At 69.8% G+C, this 18,238-nt stretch carries 17 protein-coding genes and 1 pseudogene; 10 read left to right on the plus strand and 8 right to left on the minus strand.

Annotation, left to right across the window (positions count from 1 at the left end):
- Positions 1 to 113: 113 nt before the first annotated feature.
- Positions 114 to 440 carry a hypothetical protein gene (locus ACWPN3_RS13520; RefSeq protein WP_492239566.1) on the plus strand — a complete coding sequence of 109 codons (327 nt, stop codon included), beginning with the start codon at positions 114 to 116 and terminating at the stop codon, positions 438 to 440.
- 4 nt (positions 441 to 444) lie between these two features.
- Here ACWPN3_RS13520 and ACWPN3_RS13525 read toward each other — a convergent pair whose 3' ends face one another.
- Positions 445 to 900, minus strand: a complete 456-nt coding sequence (locus tag ACWPN3_RS13525; RefSeq protein ID WP_492239565.1) for a hypothetical protein — start codon at positions 898 to 900, stop codon at positions 445 to 447.
- Positions 901 to 922: 22 nt separating this feature from the next.
- Entirely contained in the window at positions 923 to 2,410 is a 1,488-nt protein-coding gene (locus tag ACWPN3_RS13530) for a GH1 family beta-glucosidase (RefSeq protein WP_492239564.1), read from the minus strand.
- Positions 2,411 to 2,590: 180 nt separating this feature from the next.
- Here ACWPN3_RS13530 and ACWPN3_RS13535 point away from each other — a divergent pair, with 180 nt between their 5' ends.
- The 5 genes from ACWPN3_RS13535 to ACWPN3_RS13555 all read left to right on the plus strand — a co-directional run bounded on the left by ACWPN3_RS13535 (position 2,591) and on the right by ACWPN3_RS13555 (position 6,199).
- Complete coding sequence (locus tag ACWPN3_RS13535) at positions 2,591 to 2,755, plus strand: twin transmembrane helix small protein (RefSeq protein WP_492261482.1); 165 nt, start codon at positions 2,591 to 2,593, stop codon at positions 2,753 to 2,755.
- Positions 2,756 to 2,764: 9 nt separating this feature from the next.
- Positions 2,765 to 3,334, plus strand: coding sequence for a cob(I)yrinic acid a,c-diamide adenosyltransferase (locus tag ACWPN3_RS13540; RefSeq protein ID WP_492239562.1), 570 nt, complete (start codon positions 2,765 to 2,767; stop codon positions 3,332 to 3,334).
- A 187-nt stretch (positions 3,335 to 3,521) separates the two neighbouring features.
- A complete protein-coding gene (locus ACWPN3_RS13545) occupies positions 3,522 to 4,271 on the plus strand; it encodes an electron transfer flavoprotein subunit beta/FixA family protein (protein WP_492239561.1) in 750 nt (249 codons plus the stop codon).
- A 16-nt stretch (positions 4,272 to 4,287) separates the two neighbouring features.
- Entirely contained in the window at positions 4,288 to 5,226 is a 939-nt protein-coding gene (locus ACWPN3_RS13550) for an electron transfer flavoprotein subunit alpha/FixB family protein (RefSeq protein WP_492239560.1), read from the plus strand.
- 94 nt (positions 5,227 to 5,320) lie between these two features.
- Positions 5,321 to 6,199, plus strand: coding sequence for a 3-hydroxybutyryl-CoA dehydrogenase (locus tag ACWPN3_RS13555; protein WP_109448981.1), 879 nt, complete (start codon positions 5,321 to 5,323; stop codon positions 6,197 to 6,199).
- 65 nt (positions 6,200 to 6,264) lie between these two features.
- On the opposite strand, the gene ACWPN3_RS13560 is transcribed toward ACWPN3_RS13555, so the two are convergent.
- From ACWPN3_RS13560 to ACWPN3_RS13570, 3 genes and pseudogenes are all read right to left on the minus strand, one after another.
- Positions 6,265 to 6,882, minus strand: a complete 618-nt coding sequence (locus ACWPN3_RS13560; protein ID WP_109448983.1) for a glutathione S-transferase — start codon at positions 6,880 to 6,882, stop codon at positions 6,265 to 6,267.
- 53 nt (positions 6,883 to 6,935) lie between these two features.
- Positions 6,936 to 7,334 carry an outer membrane protein assembly factor BamB family protein gene (locus tag ACWPN3_RS13565; RefSeq protein WP_492261483.1) on the minus strand — a complete coding sequence of 133 codons (399 nt, stop codon included), beginning with the start codon at positions 7,332 to 7,334 and terminating at the stop codon, positions 6,936 to 6,938.
- Between the two features lie 154 nt (positions 7,335 to 7,488).
- Positions 7,489 to 9,477 (minus strand): annotated as a pseudogene (locus ACWPN3_RS13570) (membrane-bound PQQ-dependent dehydrogenase, glucose/quinate/shikimate family); the annotation flags it as partial.
- Positions 9,478 to 9,595: 118 nt separating this feature from the next.
- Here ACWPN3_RS13570 and ACWPN3_RS13575 point away from each other — a divergent pair.
- Positions 9,596 to 10,117, plus strand: a complete 522-nt coding sequence (locus tag ACWPN3_RS13575) for a BON domain-containing protein (RefSeq protein WP_492239558.1) — start codon at positions 9,596 to 9,598, stop codon at positions 10,115 to 10,117.
- A gap of 174 nt (positions 10,118 to 10,291) precedes the next feature.
- The gene (locus tag ACWPN3_RS13580) at positions 10,292 to 10,501 is read left to right on the plus strand and encodes a hypothetical protein (protein WP_085090871.1); all 210 of its coding nucleotides are present in this window, start codon (positions 10,292 to 10,294) and stop codon (positions 10,499 to 10,501) included.
- A 43-nt stretch (positions 10,502 to 10,544) separates the two neighbouring features.
- On the opposite strand, the gene ACWPN3_RS13585 is transcribed toward ACWPN3_RS13580, so the two are convergent.
- Positions 10,545 to 10,844, minus strand: a complete 300-nt coding sequence (locus ACWPN3_RS13585; RefSeq protein WP_492239557.1) for a hypothetical protein — start codon at positions 10,842 to 10,844, stop codon at positions 10,545 to 10,547.
- 320 nt (positions 10,845 to 11,164) lie between these two features.
- Here ACWPN3_RS13585 and ACWPN3_RS13590 point away from each other — a divergent pair, with 320 nt between their 5' ends.
- On the plus strand, positions 11,165 to 12,436 hold the full coding sequence (locus tag ACWPN3_RS13590; protein ID WP_492239556.1) for an allantoate amidohydrolase: 1,272 nt from the start codon (positions 11,165 to 11,167) through the stop codon (positions 12,434 to 12,436).
- A gap of 13 nt (positions 12,437 to 12,449) precedes the next feature.
- Positions 12,450 to 13,688, plus strand: coding sequence for a M20/M25/M40 family metallo-hydrolase (locus ACWPN3_RS13595; RefSeq protein ID WP_492239555.1), 1,239 nt, complete (start codon positions 12,450 to 12,452; stop codon positions 13,686 to 13,688).
- A 235-nt stretch (positions 13,689 to 13,923) separates the two neighbouring features.
- On the opposite strand, the gene ACWPN3_RS13600 is transcribed toward ACWPN3_RS13595, so the two are convergent.
- Both ACWPN3_RS13600 and ACWPN3_RS13605 read right to left on the minus strand, forming a co-directional pair.
- Positions 13,924 to 15,720, minus strand: a complete 1,797-nt coding sequence (locus ACWPN3_RS13600) for an alpha/beta hydrolase (protein ID WP_109448996.1) — start codon at positions 15,718 to 15,720, stop codon at positions 13,924 to 13,926.
- Complete coding sequence (locus tag ACWPN3_RS13605; RefSeq protein ID WP_492239554.1) at positions 15,717 to 18,236, minus strand: glycoside hydrolase family 2 protein; 2,520 nt, start codon at positions 18,234 to 18,236, stop codon at positions 15,717 to 15,719. Before ACWPN3_RS13605 ends, ACWPN3_RS13600 begins: the two co-directional genes overlap by 4 nt.
- Positions 18,237 to 18,238: the final 2 nt, after the last annotated feature.

The raw sequence follows: 18,238 nt of genomic DNA on the forward strand, positions 1-18,238 counted from the left end.
CGCGCAGCGTTGCCGAAAAGGCGCGTTCCCGGAAATGGTGCGCGAAAATGGATCGGAAAGGGCCGGACGTGGTAGCGTCAAATCGGGGGCGAAAAAGGAACAGGACGCACGCCATGACCGGGACCATGACCGGCGCCAAGACCGGAACCGACACCGCACGCCCGCGACTCCTGGCAGCCTTGCCGGGGCTGGCCTGCCTGTCCGCGGCCCTGTCCGCGCTGGCCCTGCTGTCCGGATGCAGCAGCCCGCCCGCCTACCGCGAATGGACCGCCAGCCCGGACGTGCCGACCGTCGCCTATGACGAATGCACCGAGCAGGTGGACACCACCATGCGCCTGCGCGGCTATCCGCTGCGCCCGCTGCCGGAAACGCCGCAGTTCGGCTACCGCAAGGAAATCTTCGCCCAGTGCATGCGCCGCAAGGGCTACACGACGGAGTGAGGGCTTATCTTCCGGCGAAGTGCAGATAGGCGAGGACGCCCGCCAGCGTGCCGATCAGGATCACCGCCAGATAGATGCGCAGCGGCAACGCGACGGCTTCCCCGGCCCTGCGCCTGTCCGTCGGTTTGCGCGGGGCCGTCGGACCAGGCTTGGGCGGGACGGGCTTGGGCAGGACGGGCTTGGGCGAAACCGGCTTGGCCGCCGGCCTGACCCGGCCGCCTTGGGTCGGGTCGTACAGCTCGATCAGCGTCCAGTTGAACTCCATGCCCTCATAGCCGGAGTCGGCGTTGTAATCGAGCTGGATCAGCCGGAAATAGGCCCGCGGGTTGACGCCGACCATCCGGTCGAAGCGCGCCTTGGCATGGGCCAGCTCCTCCCCGACCTCCAGCGTCTTCCAGCCCTTGCCGCGCGCCTTCTGGATGGCGAAACGGGTCGGCTGTTGCGGGCGGGGCGTCGGCATGGCCGGCAGTTTAACGCCGCCCTCAGACCAGCGGAACCGCGTTGTTGCGGATGACCGAGGCGTACCAGTCGTAGCTGGCCTTCGGCGTGCGGGCCAGCGTCTTGCGGTCGACCTGGACAAGGCCGAAATGGCGGCGGTAGCCCTCCGACCATTCGAAATTGTCCAGCAGGGTCCAGGCCATGTAGCCCTTGAGGTTGCAGCCCTCGTCGATCGACTTGGCGGCGGCCAGCAGATGGTCACGCAGGTAGGCGATGCGGTCGCGGTCCTCGACCCGGCCGTTCGGGCCGACGCTGTCGGGGTAATCGGCGCCGTTCTCCGTCACATAGACCGGCGGGTTGCCGTATTTCTCCTGCAGCTCAGCCAGGATCTCGCTGAGCCCGTCCGGCTCGACCGGCCATTCCATGCCGGTCTTGCGCGTGCCCTCGGGGGCCGAGCCGTAGCCGGTGCCGAACAGCCCCTGCGGGTCGGGCTGCTGGTGCATGCGGCTGTAGTAATTGACGCCGAGGAAATCGACCGGCTGCTTGATGCGGGCCAGATCGTCGGGCTTGGCGATGCGGGTGAATTCGGCCTCCAGCTGCTCGGGGAAACGGCCCTTGAACAGCGGATCCAGGCAGGAGCGGTTCCACAGCGCGTCCCACATCAGCGAGGCGGGATAGTTCGAGTCGAGCCCGCCGACCGGCCAGGAGGGCTGGAGCGACAGCACGGTGCCGAGCCGCCAGTTCTTGCCGCCGGCCTGGCGCAGCGCCGCGATCGCCGTGCCCTGGGCCAGGTTCTGGTGGTGGATCGCCTTCAGGCAGTTCTGCCGGCCGGTCAGGCCCGGCGCATGCCCGCCGGTGCCGTGGCCGAAGATGGCGACCACCGACGGCTCGTTCAGCATCGCCCAGTTGCGGGCGCGGTCGCCCAGCCGGGCGGTCACCGCCAGCGCGTAGTCGGTGAACCAGCCGGCGATGTCGCGGTTGGTCCAGCCGCCCTTGTCCTGCAACGCCTGCGGCAGGTCCCAATGGAACAGGCAGGGCCAGGGCTGGATGCCCTTGGCCAGCAGCGTGTCGGTCAGCCGGTCGTAGAAGTCCAGCCCCTTGGCGTTCACCGCCCCGGTGCCCTGCGGCATCACCCGCGGCCAGGCGATGGAGAAGCGGTAGGCCTTCATCCCGGCCTTCGCCATCAGATCCACATCCTCGGCATAGCGGTGGTAATGGTCGCAGGCGACGTCGCCGGTGTCGCCGTTGGCGATCCGCCCGAAGGAATGGCTGTAGGTGTCCCAGACGCTGGGCCCCCGCCCATCCTCGGCGACGGCGCCCTCGATCTGGTAGCTGGAGGTGGAGACGCCCCACAGGAAGTCCATCGGGAAGGACACCGACGGGACAACGGCACCGGCAGCACCCGGAGCGGCCTGGACGGTCTCGCGGCCCAGCACCGCCAGGGCGCCGGCGCCGGCCGCGGTGGCCGCGGTCGCCTTCAGGGCCGTCTTCAGGAAAGTCCGCCGCTGCATCGCCTGCTTCTCCAAAGTCATTTCAGTTCCGCCAGTCCGTTCCGCTGGCTTCCCCGGTCCCGACGCCGCGCACTGTATGCAGTCCAACGGCTTTGGCAACCGGGTGATTACCCCAAGTCCCAATTCCGTCGCCATAGGCGCGGGCCGGATGCTGGGATATAGTGAGCCCCATGCAGAACTCTCTTCCCCATCCTGATGGTCATGGCGATGCTGGCGGTGGTCGGCTCGCTGTTCGTCGGCCTCTTCTTCATGGCCCGCGGCGGACGGGGCGACCCGCGCCGCTCCAACAGGGCGATGCGGCTGCGCGTGATGCTCCAGGGTGCGGCCCTGCTGCTGTTCGTCCTCGCCATCCTGACCCAAGGCTGACGCTTCCCCATGGTTAAGCTGACCAAGATCTACACGCGCGGCGGCGACGCCGGCGAAACCTCGCTCGGCGACGGCAGCCGGGTGCCGAAGGACGACCGCCGCGTCGCCGCCTACGGCACGGTGGACGAGGCGAACGCCGTCATCGGCATGGCACGCCTGCACATGCGGGACTGGCCGGATGCCGACGCCATGCTCGGCCGCATCCAGAACGACCTGTTCGATCTGGGCGCCGACCTCTGCACGCCGGAGGAGGAGGCGCCGAAATACCCGCCGCTGCGCATCGTGCAGGCCCAGGTCGACCGGCTGGAGGCGGAGATCGATGCGATGAACGCCGGTCTGGCGCCGCTGACCTCCTTCATCCTGCCCGGCGGCTCGCCGGCCGCGGCCCATCTGCATCTGGCCCGCACCGTGGTGCGCCGGGCGGAACGGCTGATGACCGATCTGGCACGGCACGAGCCGGTGACAGCGGCGGCGCTGAAATACGTCAACCGGCTGTCGGACCATCTGTTCGTGCTGAGCCGGGTGGTGAACCGCAACGGGGCGGACGACGTGCTGTGGGTGCCCGGCGCCAACCGCTGAGCGTGCGCATTCCGATTGACGCCGTGCGGTCTCCCCTGCCGCGACAACCGGGGCGGCACACGAGGCCGCCCGCGCGTCCGGCGCGTCATTGACAGTGGTATTTCCAGATCCTATGGTCCGTTCGCAACCACAGCAATTTTCGCGGTGTTCGCCGTAACAGGCGCGCGCTCAGCAGCCAGGGTGAGTTATGAAAGTCCTCGTCCCCGTTAAGCGAGTGGTCGACTACAACGTGAAGATCCGCGTCAAGGCGGATGGCAGCGGCGTCGAGACCGCCAACGTGAAGATGAGCATGAACCCCTTCGACGAGATCGCCGTCGAAGAAGCCGTGCGCCTCAAGGAAGCTGGCAAGGCGACCGAGATCGTCGTGGTGTCCGTCGGCCCGACCCAGGCCCAGGAGACGCTGCGAACGGCGCTGGCCATGGGTGCCGACCGCGCCATCCTGGTGCAGACCGACGTGACGACCGAACCGCTGGCCGTCGCCAAGGTCCTCAAGGCGCTGGTCGAGAAGGAGGCCCCCGGCCTCGTCATCCTCGGCAAGCAGGCCATCGACGACGACTGCAACCAGACCGGCCAGATGCTGGCCGCCCTGCTCGGCTGGGGCCAGGGCACCTTCGCCTCCAAGATCGCCGCCGGTGACGGCACGGTCGCCGTGACCCGTGAGATCGACGGCGGGCTGGAGACGGTGGAGCTCAAGCTGCCGGCGGTGGTCACCGCCGATTTGCGCCTGAACGAGCCGCGCTATGCCTCGCTGCCGAACATCATGAAGGCGAAGAAGAAGCCGCTGGAGACCGTCACGCCGGACAGCCTGGGCGTCGACGTCACGCCGCGCCTGAAGACGGTGAAGGTGACGGAGCCGCCGAAGCGCCAGGCCGGCATCAAGGTGCCGGACGTCGCCACGCTGGTCGACAAGCTCAAGACCGAAGCCCGCGTGATCTGAGGGGAATGAACTGACCATGGCCAACATTCTCGTCATCGCCGACCACGACGGCGCCTCGCTGAAGCCCGCCACGCTGAACGCCGTCACCGCTGCGTCCAAGATTGGCGGCGATGTCCATATCCTGGTCGCCGGCAAGGGCGCGCAGGCCGCCGCCGATGCCGCATCGAAGGTGGCCGGCGTCGCCAAGGTGCTGCTGGCCGACGATGCCGCCTACGAGCATCAGTTGCCGGAGGATGTCGCCCCGCTGGTGGTGTCGGTTACCAAGACTGGCTACGGCCATGTGCTGGCCGGCGCCACCTCGGTCGGCAAGAACCTCCTGCCGCGCGTCGCCGCACTGCTGGACGTCGCCGCCATCTCCGACATCACCGCCGTGGTCTCCGCCGACACGTTCGAGCGGCCGATCTACGCCGGCAACGCGATCGCCACCGTGCAGTCGGCCGATGCGGTCAAGGTGATCACCGTCCGCACCACCGCCTTCGAGACCGCAGCATCCGAAGGCGGTTCGGCCGCCGTCGAGCAGGTCGCGGGCGCCGGTGCCGCCGGGCTGTCGAGCTTCGTCTCGGCCGAGCTGACCAAGTCGGAGCGTCCGGAACTCACATCCGCCCGCGTGGTGGTGTCGGGCGGGCGCGGCATGCAGTCGGGCGAGAACTTCCCGCTGCTGGAGGCTCTGGCCGACAAGCTGGGCGCCGCCGTGGGTGCGTCGCGCGCCGCCGTGGACGCGGGTTTCGTGCCGAACGACTATCAGGTCGGGCAAACCGGCAAGATCGTGGCGCCGGAGCTGTACATCGCCGTCGGCATCTCGGGTGCGATCCAGCATCTGGCCGGCATGAAGGACAGCAAGGTCATCGTCGCGATCAACAAGGATGAGGAAGCGCCCATCTTCCAGGTCGCCGATTACGGCCTCGTCGCGGACCTCTTCAAGGCCGTGCCGGAGCTGACGGAAAAGCTTGGATAAGGCGCGCTGATCCAGGCCGCCGCGGCGGTCGCCGGACGGAACCGGCGACCGCCATGGCGGACCAACCACCCACATCCTTCGCGGGACAGCCTCCATGACCACGATCAAGAAGATTGGCATCATCGGTGCCGGCCAGATGGGCAGCGGCATCACCCAGGTCTGTGCCCAGGCCGGCTACGACGTCTTCCTGTCCGACATCAGCGAAGCGGCGCTGGAAAAGTCGCTCGCCGGCATCTCCCGGAACTTCGACCGGCAGATCCAGAAGGGCAAGCTGAGCGAGGCGGACAAGACGGCGGCGCTGGCCCGCATCGTCACCGGCACCGACCTGTCGATCTTCGGCGACTGCGATCTGGTGGTCGAGGCCGCGACCGAGAACGAGGCGCTGAAGCGCGACCTCCTGAAGAAGCTGGTCCCGCACCTGAAGCCGGAGGCGCTGATCGCGACGAACACCTCGTCGATCTCGATCACCCGTCTGGCGGCGGCGACCGACCGTCCGGCCAAGTTCATGGGCATGCACTTCATGAACCCGGTGCCGGTGATGCAGCTGGTCGAGCTGATCCGCGGCATCGCGACCGACGAGCCGACCTTCAACGCCATCAAGGAACTGACGCTCGCCATCGGCAAGACCGCCGCGGTGGCCGAGGATTTCCCGGCCTTCATCGTCAACCGCATCCTGCTGCCGATGATCAACGAGGCCGTCTACACGCTGTATGAGGGCGTCGGCGGCGTCGACGCCATCGACACCGCGCTGAAGCTGGGCGCCAACCACCCGATGGGCCCGCTGGAGCTGGCCGACTTCATCGGGCTGGACACCTGTCTGGCGGTGATGCAGGTGCTGTACGAGGGCCTTGCCGACAGCAAGTACCGCCCCTGCCCGCTGCTGGTGAAGTATGTCGAAGCCGGCTGGATCGGCAAGAAATACGGCCGCGGCTTCTACGACTACTCGCAGACTCCGCCGGTGCCGACGCGCTGAGGATTGCCGGTTTTATTTGAAAAAGGCCCGCCCCGGAAGACCGGAGCGGGCCTTTTCATTGGCCCTCACTTGAAGTAGGCACCGCCTTTGGCAAGGGCGCGCTGCCATGCCGGACGGGCGTGCATGGCGTCGACGAAGGCGGCCAGCTTCGGCCAGCGGCTGCGGTTGCCCTTCATCATCGCAATCTCGACCGGGAAGCTGAGCATGATGTCGGCACCGGTCAGGCTGTCGCCGACGAAATGGCCGGACGGGCGAAGCTCGGACTCCAGATAGTCGAAATGGCTGGCCAGCTGCTCCTGGATGCGGGGATGCAGCGGCGCGCCCGCCTCGCCCAGCCGCCCGACATAGAGGTCGAGCAGCACCGGGGTCATCACCGAGCCTTCGGCGAAATGCATCAGCTGGAGATGGCGCAGCGCGTCGTCCGAGCCGGCCGGCGGCAGGAAGCGGCCGGCACCCTCGCACAGATGCTGGACGATGGCGCCGGACTCCATGACGATCCGTCCGTCGATCTCCAGCAGCGGCGATTTCCCCAGCGGGTGCACCGCCTTCAATTCCGGCGGCGCCAGATTGGTCGTCTTGTCACGCTGGTAGAAGCGGAGTTCATAGGGAAGCTCCAGCTCCTCCAGCAGCCACAGGATCCGCTGCGACCGGCTGTTGTTGAGATGATGGACGACGATGGTCAAAGGATGCCCTCCGGGAATGGATTGAGGTGCGGGAAGCGGCAGTCGGGGGAGGGTCATTTCGGCAGCGCGTAGGCGATCACCGAATCGCCGCCCTTGGTCCCGAGCGAGCCATGCCCGCCGGCCACCACCAGCACATATTGCCGGCCGTCCTCGCCCTGGTAGGTCATCGGCGTCGCCTGGCCTCCCGCCGGCAGGCGGCTCTCCCACAGCTGCCTGCCGGTGGAGACGTCGTAGGCCCGGACATAATAGTCAATGGTGCCCGACAGGAAGGCGACGCCGCCCGCGGTCATGACCGGGCCGCCCAGGTTGGGAACGCCCATGCGGAACGGCAGCGGGACCGGCGAGGCATCGCGGGTGGTGCCGTTCTTGTGCTTCCAGACCACCTTTCCTGTCGTCAGGTCGGCGGCGGCGACATAGCCCCAGGGCGGCGCCTGACAGGGCAGGCCGAGCACCGAGACGAAGGGGCCGAGCTTGATCGCATAGGGCGCGCCGGAAATTCTCGTTCAACGCCGGCAGGCTGAATTTGGGCCGCTCGCCGCCCTGGACATAGAGGTCGGTGTCGTTCTTGCGCGGCACCAGCTGCGAGACGAAGGCGAGATATGTCGGGGTGGTGAAGGCGACCTGCCGCTGGGGATCGACGGCGACGCTGCCCCAGTTGAAGACGCCGAAATTGCCGGGATAGATCAGAGACCCCTGCAAGGACGGCGGAGTGAAACGGCCGTCGTAGCGCAGGCGCTTCAGCGCGATGCGGCAGGCGAGCTGGTCGAACATCGTCGCCCCCCACATGTCGGCCCCGCTCAGCGGCGGCGGGTCGTAGGAGAGGGCCGAGACCGGCTGGGTCGGGGCGGCATGGTCGCCGTCGGCGGCGCCCTGCGGCGCCGGCGTCTCGGTCACCGGCAGCACCGGCTGCCCGGTGCGGCGGTCGAGCACGAACAGCTCGCCCTGCTTGGTCGGCTGGACCAGCGCCGGGACGGTCTGGCCATTGACGGTCAGGTCGATCAGGCTGGGCTGCGCCGGCACGTCATAGTCCCACAGGTCGTGATGCACGGTCTGGAAGACCCAGCGCACCTGCCCCGTCGCCAGATCGAGCGCCACGACGGAGGAGGAGAAGCGCTCCACCTCCGGGCTGCGGTTGGCGCCGAACTGATCGGGCGGCTGGTTGCCCAGCGGCAGATAGACCATGCCCAGCGCCTCGTCGACGCTGGCGATCGACCAGCTGTTGGGCGAGTTGACGGTGTAGGTCTGGCCGTCGGCGATCGGCGCGGTCTGGTCGGGCTTGGCCGAATCCCAGTTCCACACCAGCCGGCCGCTGTCGGCGTCGAAGGCGCGGACGACGCCCGACTGCTCCTTGGTCGAGACATTGTCGAGCACCGTGCCGCCGACGACGATCAGCTTGGCGGTCACCACCGGCGGCGAGGTCGAATAATAGGCGCCGGGCCGGACATTCGGCATGTTGGCCCACAGGTTGACCTGCCCGTTCTCGCCGAAGCCGGTGCAGATCGAGCCGTCCTCCGGGTTCAGCGCCACCAAGCGGCCGTCCGCCGTGGGCATGAACAGCCGGGCGGCGCAGGCACCGCCGGCCGCAGGGGTGGATGCCGCGGCCTGCGGGGCCAGGCGGTAGGACAGGCCGCGGCAGGTCAGGTGCTGCAGGGCCAGCTGCTTCGGGTCGATCTGCAGGTCGCGGCGCCAGACCTCCTTGCCGGTGGTGGCGTCGAGCGCGATGACATGCTGGTGCGGCGAACACAGGTACAGCCGGTTGCCGATCTTCAGCGGCGTCACCTCGAAGGTGGTTTCCTTCGGGTCGCCGGGCTGGCCGCGCAGGTCGCCGGTCTCATAGCTCCAGGCGACCTGGAGCTTGTCGGCATTCTCCGGCGTGATGCCGGTCAGCGGCGAATAGCGCTGGCCGAAGCCGGTGCGGCCATAGGCCTGCCACTCGCCGTCCGGGACCGCTGGACCGCTGCCGCCGGCGGGGGACGCGGCGGAGGCGGTCTGCTGGCGCGCCGGAACCGTGCCGTCGATGCGGTGCGGGTCGGTGAACCAGGAGGCGACGGCGACCAGCAGCACGATGGCCAGCGCGGCGGTCAGCGGGATGCCGGTGCCGCGGAAGGCGCCGACGGGATAGGCCCCCGGCGCCGGTTCGCCGGCCATCGGCTGGCGCTCGCCCAGGCGGCGGGTGACCCAGGGCAGCAGCAGCAGGAAGCCCACCACCGCGATCACGTCGCCGCGCGCCGACAGCGGCCACCAGTCCAGCCCGGCCTCCCACAAGGCCCAGATCAGCGTGCCGATCACCAGCAGCGCATAGACCGACAAGGCCGTGGGCGACCGCTTCGCCAGCAAGGCGGCGGTGGCGAGGAACAGCAGCCCGGCGACGGCGTAGTACCAGGAGCCGCCCAGCAGGATCAGCCAGAGGCCGCCGCCCAGCGCCCCCAGCCCCAAGACCGCCAGCAGGATGACCATCGCCCAGAGGGCGAAACCGCCCCGCGCCCGGAGGGCGACGCTTCGTTCGGACTGTTTCATGGCACTCAACCTCGACCGAAAGCTTTTCGGACCGAACAGCCGGGCGCGGCCAAGGTTGCGGCGGAATTCGCTCCCCATCCCCTTTCACCCCGCAGGGCTGACCTTCCGGGTGCGCCGGGCTCGAGCACCGGAACGCCGCGGGCGCAACTTTTGTTGAAGGGCAAAGGAGTCTGACATCAACAAGACGGAGGCCGCCATGCACCGCCATCCCTGGAGCGAAGAGTTCGTCAAGATGAGCCCGCAGGCCCGCTATCGCGGCGTCGGCCCACGCAACTACCGCCGCTCCGACGACCGCATCCTGGAGGACATCAACGAGCGCCTGACCGACGACCACCACATCGACGCCTCCGACATCGGCGTTCGGGTGGAGGGCGGCGAGGTGACGCTGTCCGGCACTGTCGGCGACCGCGCCGCGCGCCGCCGGGCGGAGGACATCGCCGAGAGCGTGTCGGGCGTCGGCCATGTGCAGAACGACCTGCGCGTCGCCAGCCACAATGCGCCGAGCCAGACGAATTCGGTCGGCATGGGCGAGCGGGTGGAGCCGGCAGCGCCGCAGGGCGAGGGCAGCGTGACCGGCCCCGGCGCCCCGGCGCGGGACGCGATGGTGGCGGCGCTCGACAACAGCTCCATGGTGCTGGGCAAGCGGCCGCTGCCGGAAGACGACACCCTGCGGCATGGGGACGCCATGGTGGGCAGCGGCGGGCACGACCGCCGCTGACTCAATGGGTTGCCGGGGGGCCATTCGCCCCCCTGCACCGCATGCGCTGCTGCCCTGCGCCAGGGGCGGAGAGCCGGAGAGGCTGCTTAACCGTTGGTTAACCGCCGGGGACCATTGTCCCGCGGCCAATCGAGTATCCCCTCTCAAGCCTTCTGGAACAGAGCAGCTGCCATCATGGGCACCAAGACCATCAAGCTTTCCGACAAGACCGGCTACCGCGACGTCGAACTGGACCAGCTGCCGCGCAATGTGCGCGCCGCGGTCACCGACCTGTCGACCAAGAACCCGGTCGCCGATATCATCGTCGACCAGTCCGGCATGCTGTACCGCATCCACCTGTCGGCGCCCGCCAACATGTATGTGGATGTCCTGTCCGTCGCCTGACGCGACGCCACGGCGCACCGGTTTCGCGAAGGGCGGTTTGCAGCTATTGCAGCCGCCCTTCGTCGTTCCTGCCCTCCAGCCGGGCCAGCGCCCGGTTCAGCAGCCGGGGCGGCAGCATCGCCACGGCACCCTCGCGCACGGCGCGCACATCCTCGATGTCCAACCCGGTGGCGACGGCCAGCTGGCGGTCGTCCAGATCGCGGTCCTCCGCCAGCAGCGTGATCCACCCCGCCAGCGTGCGGGCCTGGACCAGCTCGGTCCGGTTGTTGAACCACAGGCCGGCACCGGGCCGGCCAATCGGCGTTGCGTTCTCGAAAGGCATGTCGGGATCGAACGACGTCATGGACGCACCTCCCCTCAGCTGTTTCTTTCGCGGTTGCAGCAAATACGCGCCGTCATCCAGTGCTTTTGTTCATCCTCATCTATGAAGTCTGCCCGAGGCTTCCAGAGGGTGGTAGACATTATTCGGCACCACCAACGAATTCCCGCCTGTCTTTTTGCGCTGCGGCACGAGCGGACGGTGCCGGGGCTGCGCCTTTCCGGGATTCTTTGAAACTGTCTTCGCCGGCCGGGGGCTAGGGTGGACGTGCCGCTTCGGCGTATAACCGGCTCCATAGTCCTGATTCCATCGTCCCGCTTCCTCAGCGCATTCCGGAACCGCCGATGCCCGATTCCCTGCCGCCCGACACTCCGCAGCCCGAGTCTCTGTTGTCGGGAGCGGCCCTTCTCGACCGCATCGACGCGCTTGCGGCGATCAGCGCGGAGGAGGGGCGGCTGTCGCGCCTCTACCTGACGCCGGAACACCGCCGCGCCAACGACCTCGTCGCCGGCTGGATGCGCGAGGCCGGGATGGGCGTGCGCGAGGATGCCGTCGGCAACATCATCGGCCGTTACGAAGGCGAGCGGCCGGGGCTGCCGGCCCTGCTGATCGGTTCGCACCTCGACACCGTGCGGGATGCCGGGCGCTATGACGGCATGCTGGGGGTGCTGAGCGGCATCGCCGTGGTGGCCGAGCTGAACGCCCGCGGCCGGCGCCTGCCCTTCGCCGTCGAGGTGATCGGCTTCGGCGACGAGGAGGGCACGCGCTTCCAATCGACCCTGATCGGCAGCCGCGCCATCGCCGGCACCTTCGACCCGGCGGTGCTGGAGACGCGCGACGCCGCCGGCATCCGGCTGGCCGACGCGATGACCGCCTTCGGGCTGGACCCCGCCGCCTGGGCCAACGCCGCCTACAAGGCCGACGACGTGCTGGCCTATGCCGAGCTGCACATCGAACAGGGGCCGGTGCTGGAGGCGCTGGGCCGCCCGGTCGGCGTGGTCACCGCCATCGCCGGCGCCACCCGGCTGGCGGTGACGGTGGAGGGGATGGCCGGCCATGCCGGCACCGTGCCGATGACCCTGCGCCGCGACGCGCTGGCGGCCTCGGCCGAGATGATCCTGGCGGTGGAGCAGCTCTGCTCCGGGCAGGAGCGGCTGGTCGGCACCGTCGGCCGGATCGAGGCGTCGCCCGGCGCCACCAACGTCATCGCCGGCAAGGTCCGCTTCACCATCGACCTGCGCGCCGACCGCGATCCCCTGCGGCTGGAACGGGTCGGCGCGGTGCGCGCCCGGCTGGAGGCCATCGCCGACGCCCGTGGTGTGGCCATCGGCTTCGAGACGCTGCATGAAAGCCCGGCGGTGGCCTGCCACCCGGCGCTGATGGCGCAGGTCGCCGCCGCCGCATCCGCCGAGGGGCTGGACGCGCCGGAGCTGCCGAGCGGCGCCGGCCATGACGCGATGGCGGTGGCGGCGCTGACCGACATCGCCATGCTGTTCGTGCGCTGCGAACGCGGCATCTCGCACAACCCGGCCGAACGCATCACCGCCGCCGACGCCGAGGCCGGTGCACGGGTGCTCGCCCGCTTCGTCGAGAATTTCCAGCCCGCAAACTCCTGACGGACCGCCTGCCATGACCGACCTGTCCCCCTCCCTCGCCGCCACCCTGGATGAGGCGGTGAACGCCCGCTTCGACGAGGAGGTCCGTTTCCTGGCGGAGCTGGTGAAGGTGCCGTCCGACAATCCGGCGGGCGACTGCGCGCCCCACGCCGTCCGCGCCGCCGAGCTGCTGGAGGCGATGGGCTTCACGGTGGAGCGCCATCCGGTGCCGGCCGAGCTGGTGCGGGCCAACGGCATGATCAGCGCCACCAATCTGGTGATCCGCCACCGTTTCGGGGATGGCCCAACCGTGGCGCTGAACGCCCATGGCGACGTGGTGCCGCCCGGCGAGGGCTGGTCGAGCGATCCCTATGGCGCCGAGATCCGCGACGGCGTGATGTATGGCCGCGGAGTGGCGGTGTCGAAGTCGGATTTCGCCAGCTACGCCTTCGCGCTTCGGGCGCTGATGGAATCAAAGGCTCCGCTGAAGGGCACGGTGGAACTGCACCTGACCTATGACGAGGAGGCCGGCGGCGAGATCGGGCCGAAATGGCTGCTCGACCAGGGGATTCCCAAGCCGGATTATGCGGTGTCGGCCAGCTTCGCCTATTCGGTGGTGACCGGGCACAATGGCTGCCTGCATCTGGAGGTGCAGGTCGACGGCAAGTCCGCCCACGCCGCCCGCCCCGACACCGGCCACGACGCGCTGGAGGCGGCGACCGGCATCCTGGCCGCGCTCTACGCCCACCGGCCGGAGCTGGCGGCGCGCCGGTCGGGCGTCGCCGGCATCACCCACCCGTCGCTGACCATCGGGCTGATCCAGGGCGGCATCAACACCAACGTGGTTCCCGACCGCGTCACCTTCCGCCTCGACCGCCGCATGATCCCGGAAGAGAACCCGGCCGAGGTCGAGGCCGAGCTGCGCGGCCTGATCGAAGGCGCCGCTGCGGGACGGGACGGCATCCGCGTGTCGATCCGCCGCATCCTGCTGGCCCGTCCCTTCCGCTCGGTCGGCGACGCGCCACGGCTGGCGGCGCTGTTCGCGGCGCAGGCGCAGGAGGTGCTGGGCGTTCCGGTCGGCCAGACCGGCATCCCGCTCTACACCGACGCCCGCCATTATTCGGAGGCCGGCATCCCGACCATCCTCTACGGCGCCGGCCCACGCGACCTGCTGGAAGCCAACGGCCACCGCGCCGACGAGAAGCTGGTGCTGGAAGACCTGCGCAAGGCAACCCAGGTGGTGGCGCGGTCGCTGGCGGAGCTGCTGGGGTAAGGAGGGGGCAACGAGGTCAGGTCAAGGCGACTGCCTATAAGCCCTCTCCCCTCCGGGGAGAGGGTTGGGTGAGGGGGCAGCGCGGGCGGAACGCCTGCGCCAGGGGATTGCCAAGGGGCAGTATGCCCCTTGGCGACGCGCTTTGCGCGCCGGCCCCCTCACCCTCCCCACGCCTCCAGCGCGGGTCCCCTCCCTCTCCCCGGGGGAGAGAGGGCATTCTTCGCCCCCCTTTGCCCTACCCCACCCGCTCGCCGGATGGCAGCCCTCCCGATGACAGATCGAGGCCCCAGCCGGTCAGGTCCGAGGCGGCGGGGTCCGCCTGCGCCGCGCTGTCCAGACCGGCCAGATGGCGGTCGATCATGCGGTCCAGCCGGTCGCGCGCCTCCCAAACCGTCAGGCTGTGGTCGGAGCGGTCGAGATAGGCCACTTCGATGCCGGACAGGCCGTCCAGCGCCCGGCCTCCCTCGCCCAGATGCAGGTAGAACTCGGCCAGCGTCATGTCGCCGCTGCTGTAGACCACCAGCACCCGCCGGCCTTCCACCGACAGGCGGCGGAACATGCGCAGCGCGTGGCGCGTCAGGCCGGTGCGGAGAAGCACCTTGCGGAAGAAGCGCCCGGCCAGCCTCCTGGCCAGCCCGGTCAGGCGGGCGGGCTTGCGGAAGCTGGCGCGCAGCCGGGCCGGCTTCAGCGCCTCGATCAGATATTCCTTGGTGGAGCGGAAGGCGACCGTCCGCATCAGCTCCGACACGGCGATGCCGCCGCCCATCTCGAACCGGCCGGGATTCAGCACGATCTGCCCGACGACGCGGTCGTCGCCCAGCCCGGCATGCAGGGCGGGCGTGCCGCCGGCGCACAGGCCGATGACGACGACGCGCTCGTGCCCCTGCTCCTCCAGCCAGTTCAGCGCGGCGCGGACGTCGCCCATCACCTCCTTGTTGTAGAGGAGATTGTCGGGGAAGCCCGGACGGTCGGGGCTGTCGCCGATGCCGGCGGCGTCGATGCGGAGCGAGGCGTAGCCGCGCGCCGCCAGCCGGCGCGCCTGCACCACCGTGGCGCGGCCGGAGCCGACATGGTGGGTGGCGCCGCTGTTCAGGAACAGGATGGCCGGCCGGTTGCCGGCCGGATCGGCCAGGACCGGCGTGCAATAGACGCCGAACAGCTCCGGCGCGGTGCCGAAGAAGATCGGGCGTTCGACCGCGGTCGGCATCATCAGCCCGGCCGGGCGATCCGGCGGCGGGGTGGCGCCGGCGGCGACCGGAGCGGCGGCGACGATCCAGCGCAGGACCGGCTCGAACGCGGCGGCGGCCTGGGCGCGCTGCGGCTGCTGGGTCAGCTCCATCATGCCGCTGACGCCCATCGGCTCCGCCATCGCACCCAGCGTGCGCCAGCGGGCGGCCAGCTTGACCGGGGTCTTCCCCTCCGGCCGGTCGGCGATCAGGATGCGCGGCGCCGGCAGGGCCGGCGCGTCGCAGGGGTTGAGGCCGCCCAGCGTCAGTGCGGTTTCCGGCGTCAGCGGCATGCCGATGACGTTCAGCCAGGAGGAGCGCTCCGGCGGTTCCGGGTTGCAGACCGGACGCAGCACGATGGAGGACAGGGTCTGCATTTCACGGACCGCCTTGCGGCCCGAGGTGATCGGCGACATCAACACCAGCCTGTCGATGCCCTGCCCGTCTTCCGCCATCTCCAGCGCGGCGGCGGTGGCGAGCAGTGCTCCCATGCGGAAGCCGACCAGGGTCACGTCGGTGACGCCGGTGTCCTCGCGCAGGCGGCGGACCGCCGCCTTGACGCCGTCCAGCCAAGCGCGCACCCGGTCCGGCTCGCCGTCGTCGCCGGCCGAATCGCCGGAGCCGGGATAGTCGAACCGCAGCGTCGGCAGCCCGGCGGACGCCAGGCTTTCGGCGAAGCTCTTCCAGGCGCGGTGGGCGCACAGCTCCTCATACCCGTAGGGACCGCAGAGGACCACCCCGCGCAGCCCCTCGGCCGGGTGCAGCCATCCGAAACAACCCTCGAACACCACCGGTGTCGGCTTCATGCGTTCCCCCTGTAGCGGACGGGCGCCAGCGCGTTCAGCGCATGGACCTCGCCGTCTGGCACCATCCGTCCGGCCGATGCCGTCCCGTCCGTAACCCCAACCCCATTCCCACTTTGCGAACCTGCACGCGGCCGCAAGGTGACAACCCGCTCGACGCCGGGGGCGAGATGGAACCAGCCGTCATCCGCCTGGAACCGCTCATCCTCGACATGCACCGAACAGGCGAACCGCCCTGCCGCCAGCCGCAGCGCCCACGCGTCGCCGTCTCCGCTCCCCTGGCGCTCGACCACCGCCGTCAACCCCAGGTCGGCGCGCGGCAGCGAGCGTCCCTTTGGAAAATAATGAGACTCGTCAATTGGTTCCGCGTCCCTTTCGGCCAGCAGCACCTGCGCCGTGACCACATCGTGCGAGATAGGCCCAAACCTGTAGGCGTAGGTCGTGTCAAAAAAGCGGTCGGTCAGTTCGGCAGCGGCCAGCGCCACCGCACCCCTCGCCGGAACCGTCACCGGACGCTCCGCCTTCAGCACCGGGACCGAGCCGTCACGCCCCCCCTCCCGCCATGCGGTCAGCCGCAGCAGTGCCTCCACCGGCCGGGCGGTGTCGTTGACCAGATGCACGGCCAGCCCGTTGACACCCTCGTCGGTCAGGATGACCCGCAGCGGGCGGAAGGCGCGCTTCAGCGCGTAATAAGCCGGCTTCGGCGTGCCGTCGGCGGCGACCACGCCCCAGCCGGCGCCCGGAGCGATGTCGCGCCACTGCCAGACCAGACCGCCGGCACAACTGGAGCCGGCGCGCCGCCATTCGTCGAACACCGCCTGCATCACCTCGCCGGTCACCGCGCGCGACAGGCGGCGGTAGCGGTCGGGATCCTCGTAGCGCAGGCGGCGCGGATCGACGGCGTAGAGGCTTTCCAGATAATGCTCGCGCACATCCTCGAAATCCCAGGAGGCGCCGGGATCGCGCGGCACCCGCGCCTTCCAGCGCGGATGGTGGAGCGCCGGAACGCCGAGCGGATCCTCCTCGGGGAGGTTGGCGAAGGCGAGGCATTCGCTGGCGAAGCACACCCCCGCCCGCCGGGCATCGTCGAGCGGCTTCATGTAGGCGCCGACGCCGTAATAATGGGTCACCCCGGCATTGGCGATGAAGGGCAGCGGCCCGCCGCTGGGGGAGTTCGGCACCTGGATCAGGTCGGGCCGCCGGGCCGTCGTCTCCTCCGCAATCACCGCCGTCAGGGCCGCTTGCGCCCAGGAGGCGCGGGGCAGGCCCAGCATGGCCGCCTGCTGCTCCATCTCGCTGCCGCCGCAGAGCACGGCCAGCGACGGCGACGCCTGGGTGCGGTCTAGCAGCTGGGCGATCTCCGCCCGCACGCTGCCGAGGAAGGCGGCGTCGGTCGGATAGTCGAAATTGGCGAACATGGCGTCCTGCCAGACCAGCAGGCCCAGCTCGTCGCACAGCTCGAAGAAGGCGTCGCCCTCATAGAGCATGGTGCCGCCGACGCGGACCATGTTGGCCCCGGCCTCGCGCAGCCGGCGCAGCTCCGGCTCGTAGGCGGCGCGGTCGGACGACAGCCCGACAAGATCGACCGGCACCCAGCAGCCGCCGCGGCAGAACACCCGCTCGCCGTTCACCAGCAGGGCGAAGCCGGTGCCGTCCGCGCCGCGGTCGACCACCAGCGAGCGGAAGCCGACACGGCCAAGGTCGACTTCGACCGATCCAATGCGGGCGGCGACGCCGTGCAGGACCGGCTCGCCATGGGTGTGCGGCCACCAGGGCTCGACACCGGGCAGGGTCAGATCGGCGGTGAAGCCGTCCACCCCGTCGAAGACGAGCGGCGCCGTGTGGCCGGCGACCTCGACCGAACCGGTCGCCCCAGCCGACGCGCCTTCCACCGTCAGGCGCACTGAAAGGTGGCCGTCCCGTCCGTCATAAGCGGTGCGCAGGTCGGCGGCGAGGACACGGCAGGGGCCGGTGTCCTCCACCAGCTCCACCGGGCGGAACGGGCCGACGGCATGGATCGGCGGGCACCAGCCCGGCATATGGCCCAGCAGGGTGGTGCGGACGAAGCGCAGCCCAGCCGGCTCGGCCAGCTTGGGACGCCAGCGGGCGCGGCCCTTCTTCGCCGCCAGCACCGGGTGCAGGGCGTGGAAGCGGATGGACAGTTCGGCCTCGCCGGTCAGCGTCACCGGCACCTCATGGGCCAGATACATGCTGTCGGAGGTCAGGATGCGCTCGCCGTCCAGCCGCACCTCCGCGATGGTGGCGAGGCCGTGGAAGCGCAGGACATGGGGGCCATGGCCGCTGAGGCGGGTGCGGTAGACGAAATCCCTGTCATGCAGCGGCGCCGGATCCTCCGCCGACCACAGGCCGGCGGCCTGGAGGGCCTCGGCGGCGGTGCCGGGAACCGGGGCGGGGATGCCCTCCCCGCTGTCCGGTCCGCCGGGCGCCGAGACGGTCAGCGTCCATCCCCGATCCAGAAGGGTCCGCCGCTGTCCCGTGACCGCTCGGATTAGGGCCATCG

This window comes from Azospirillum sp. UENF 111221 (genome assembly GCF_058780625.1).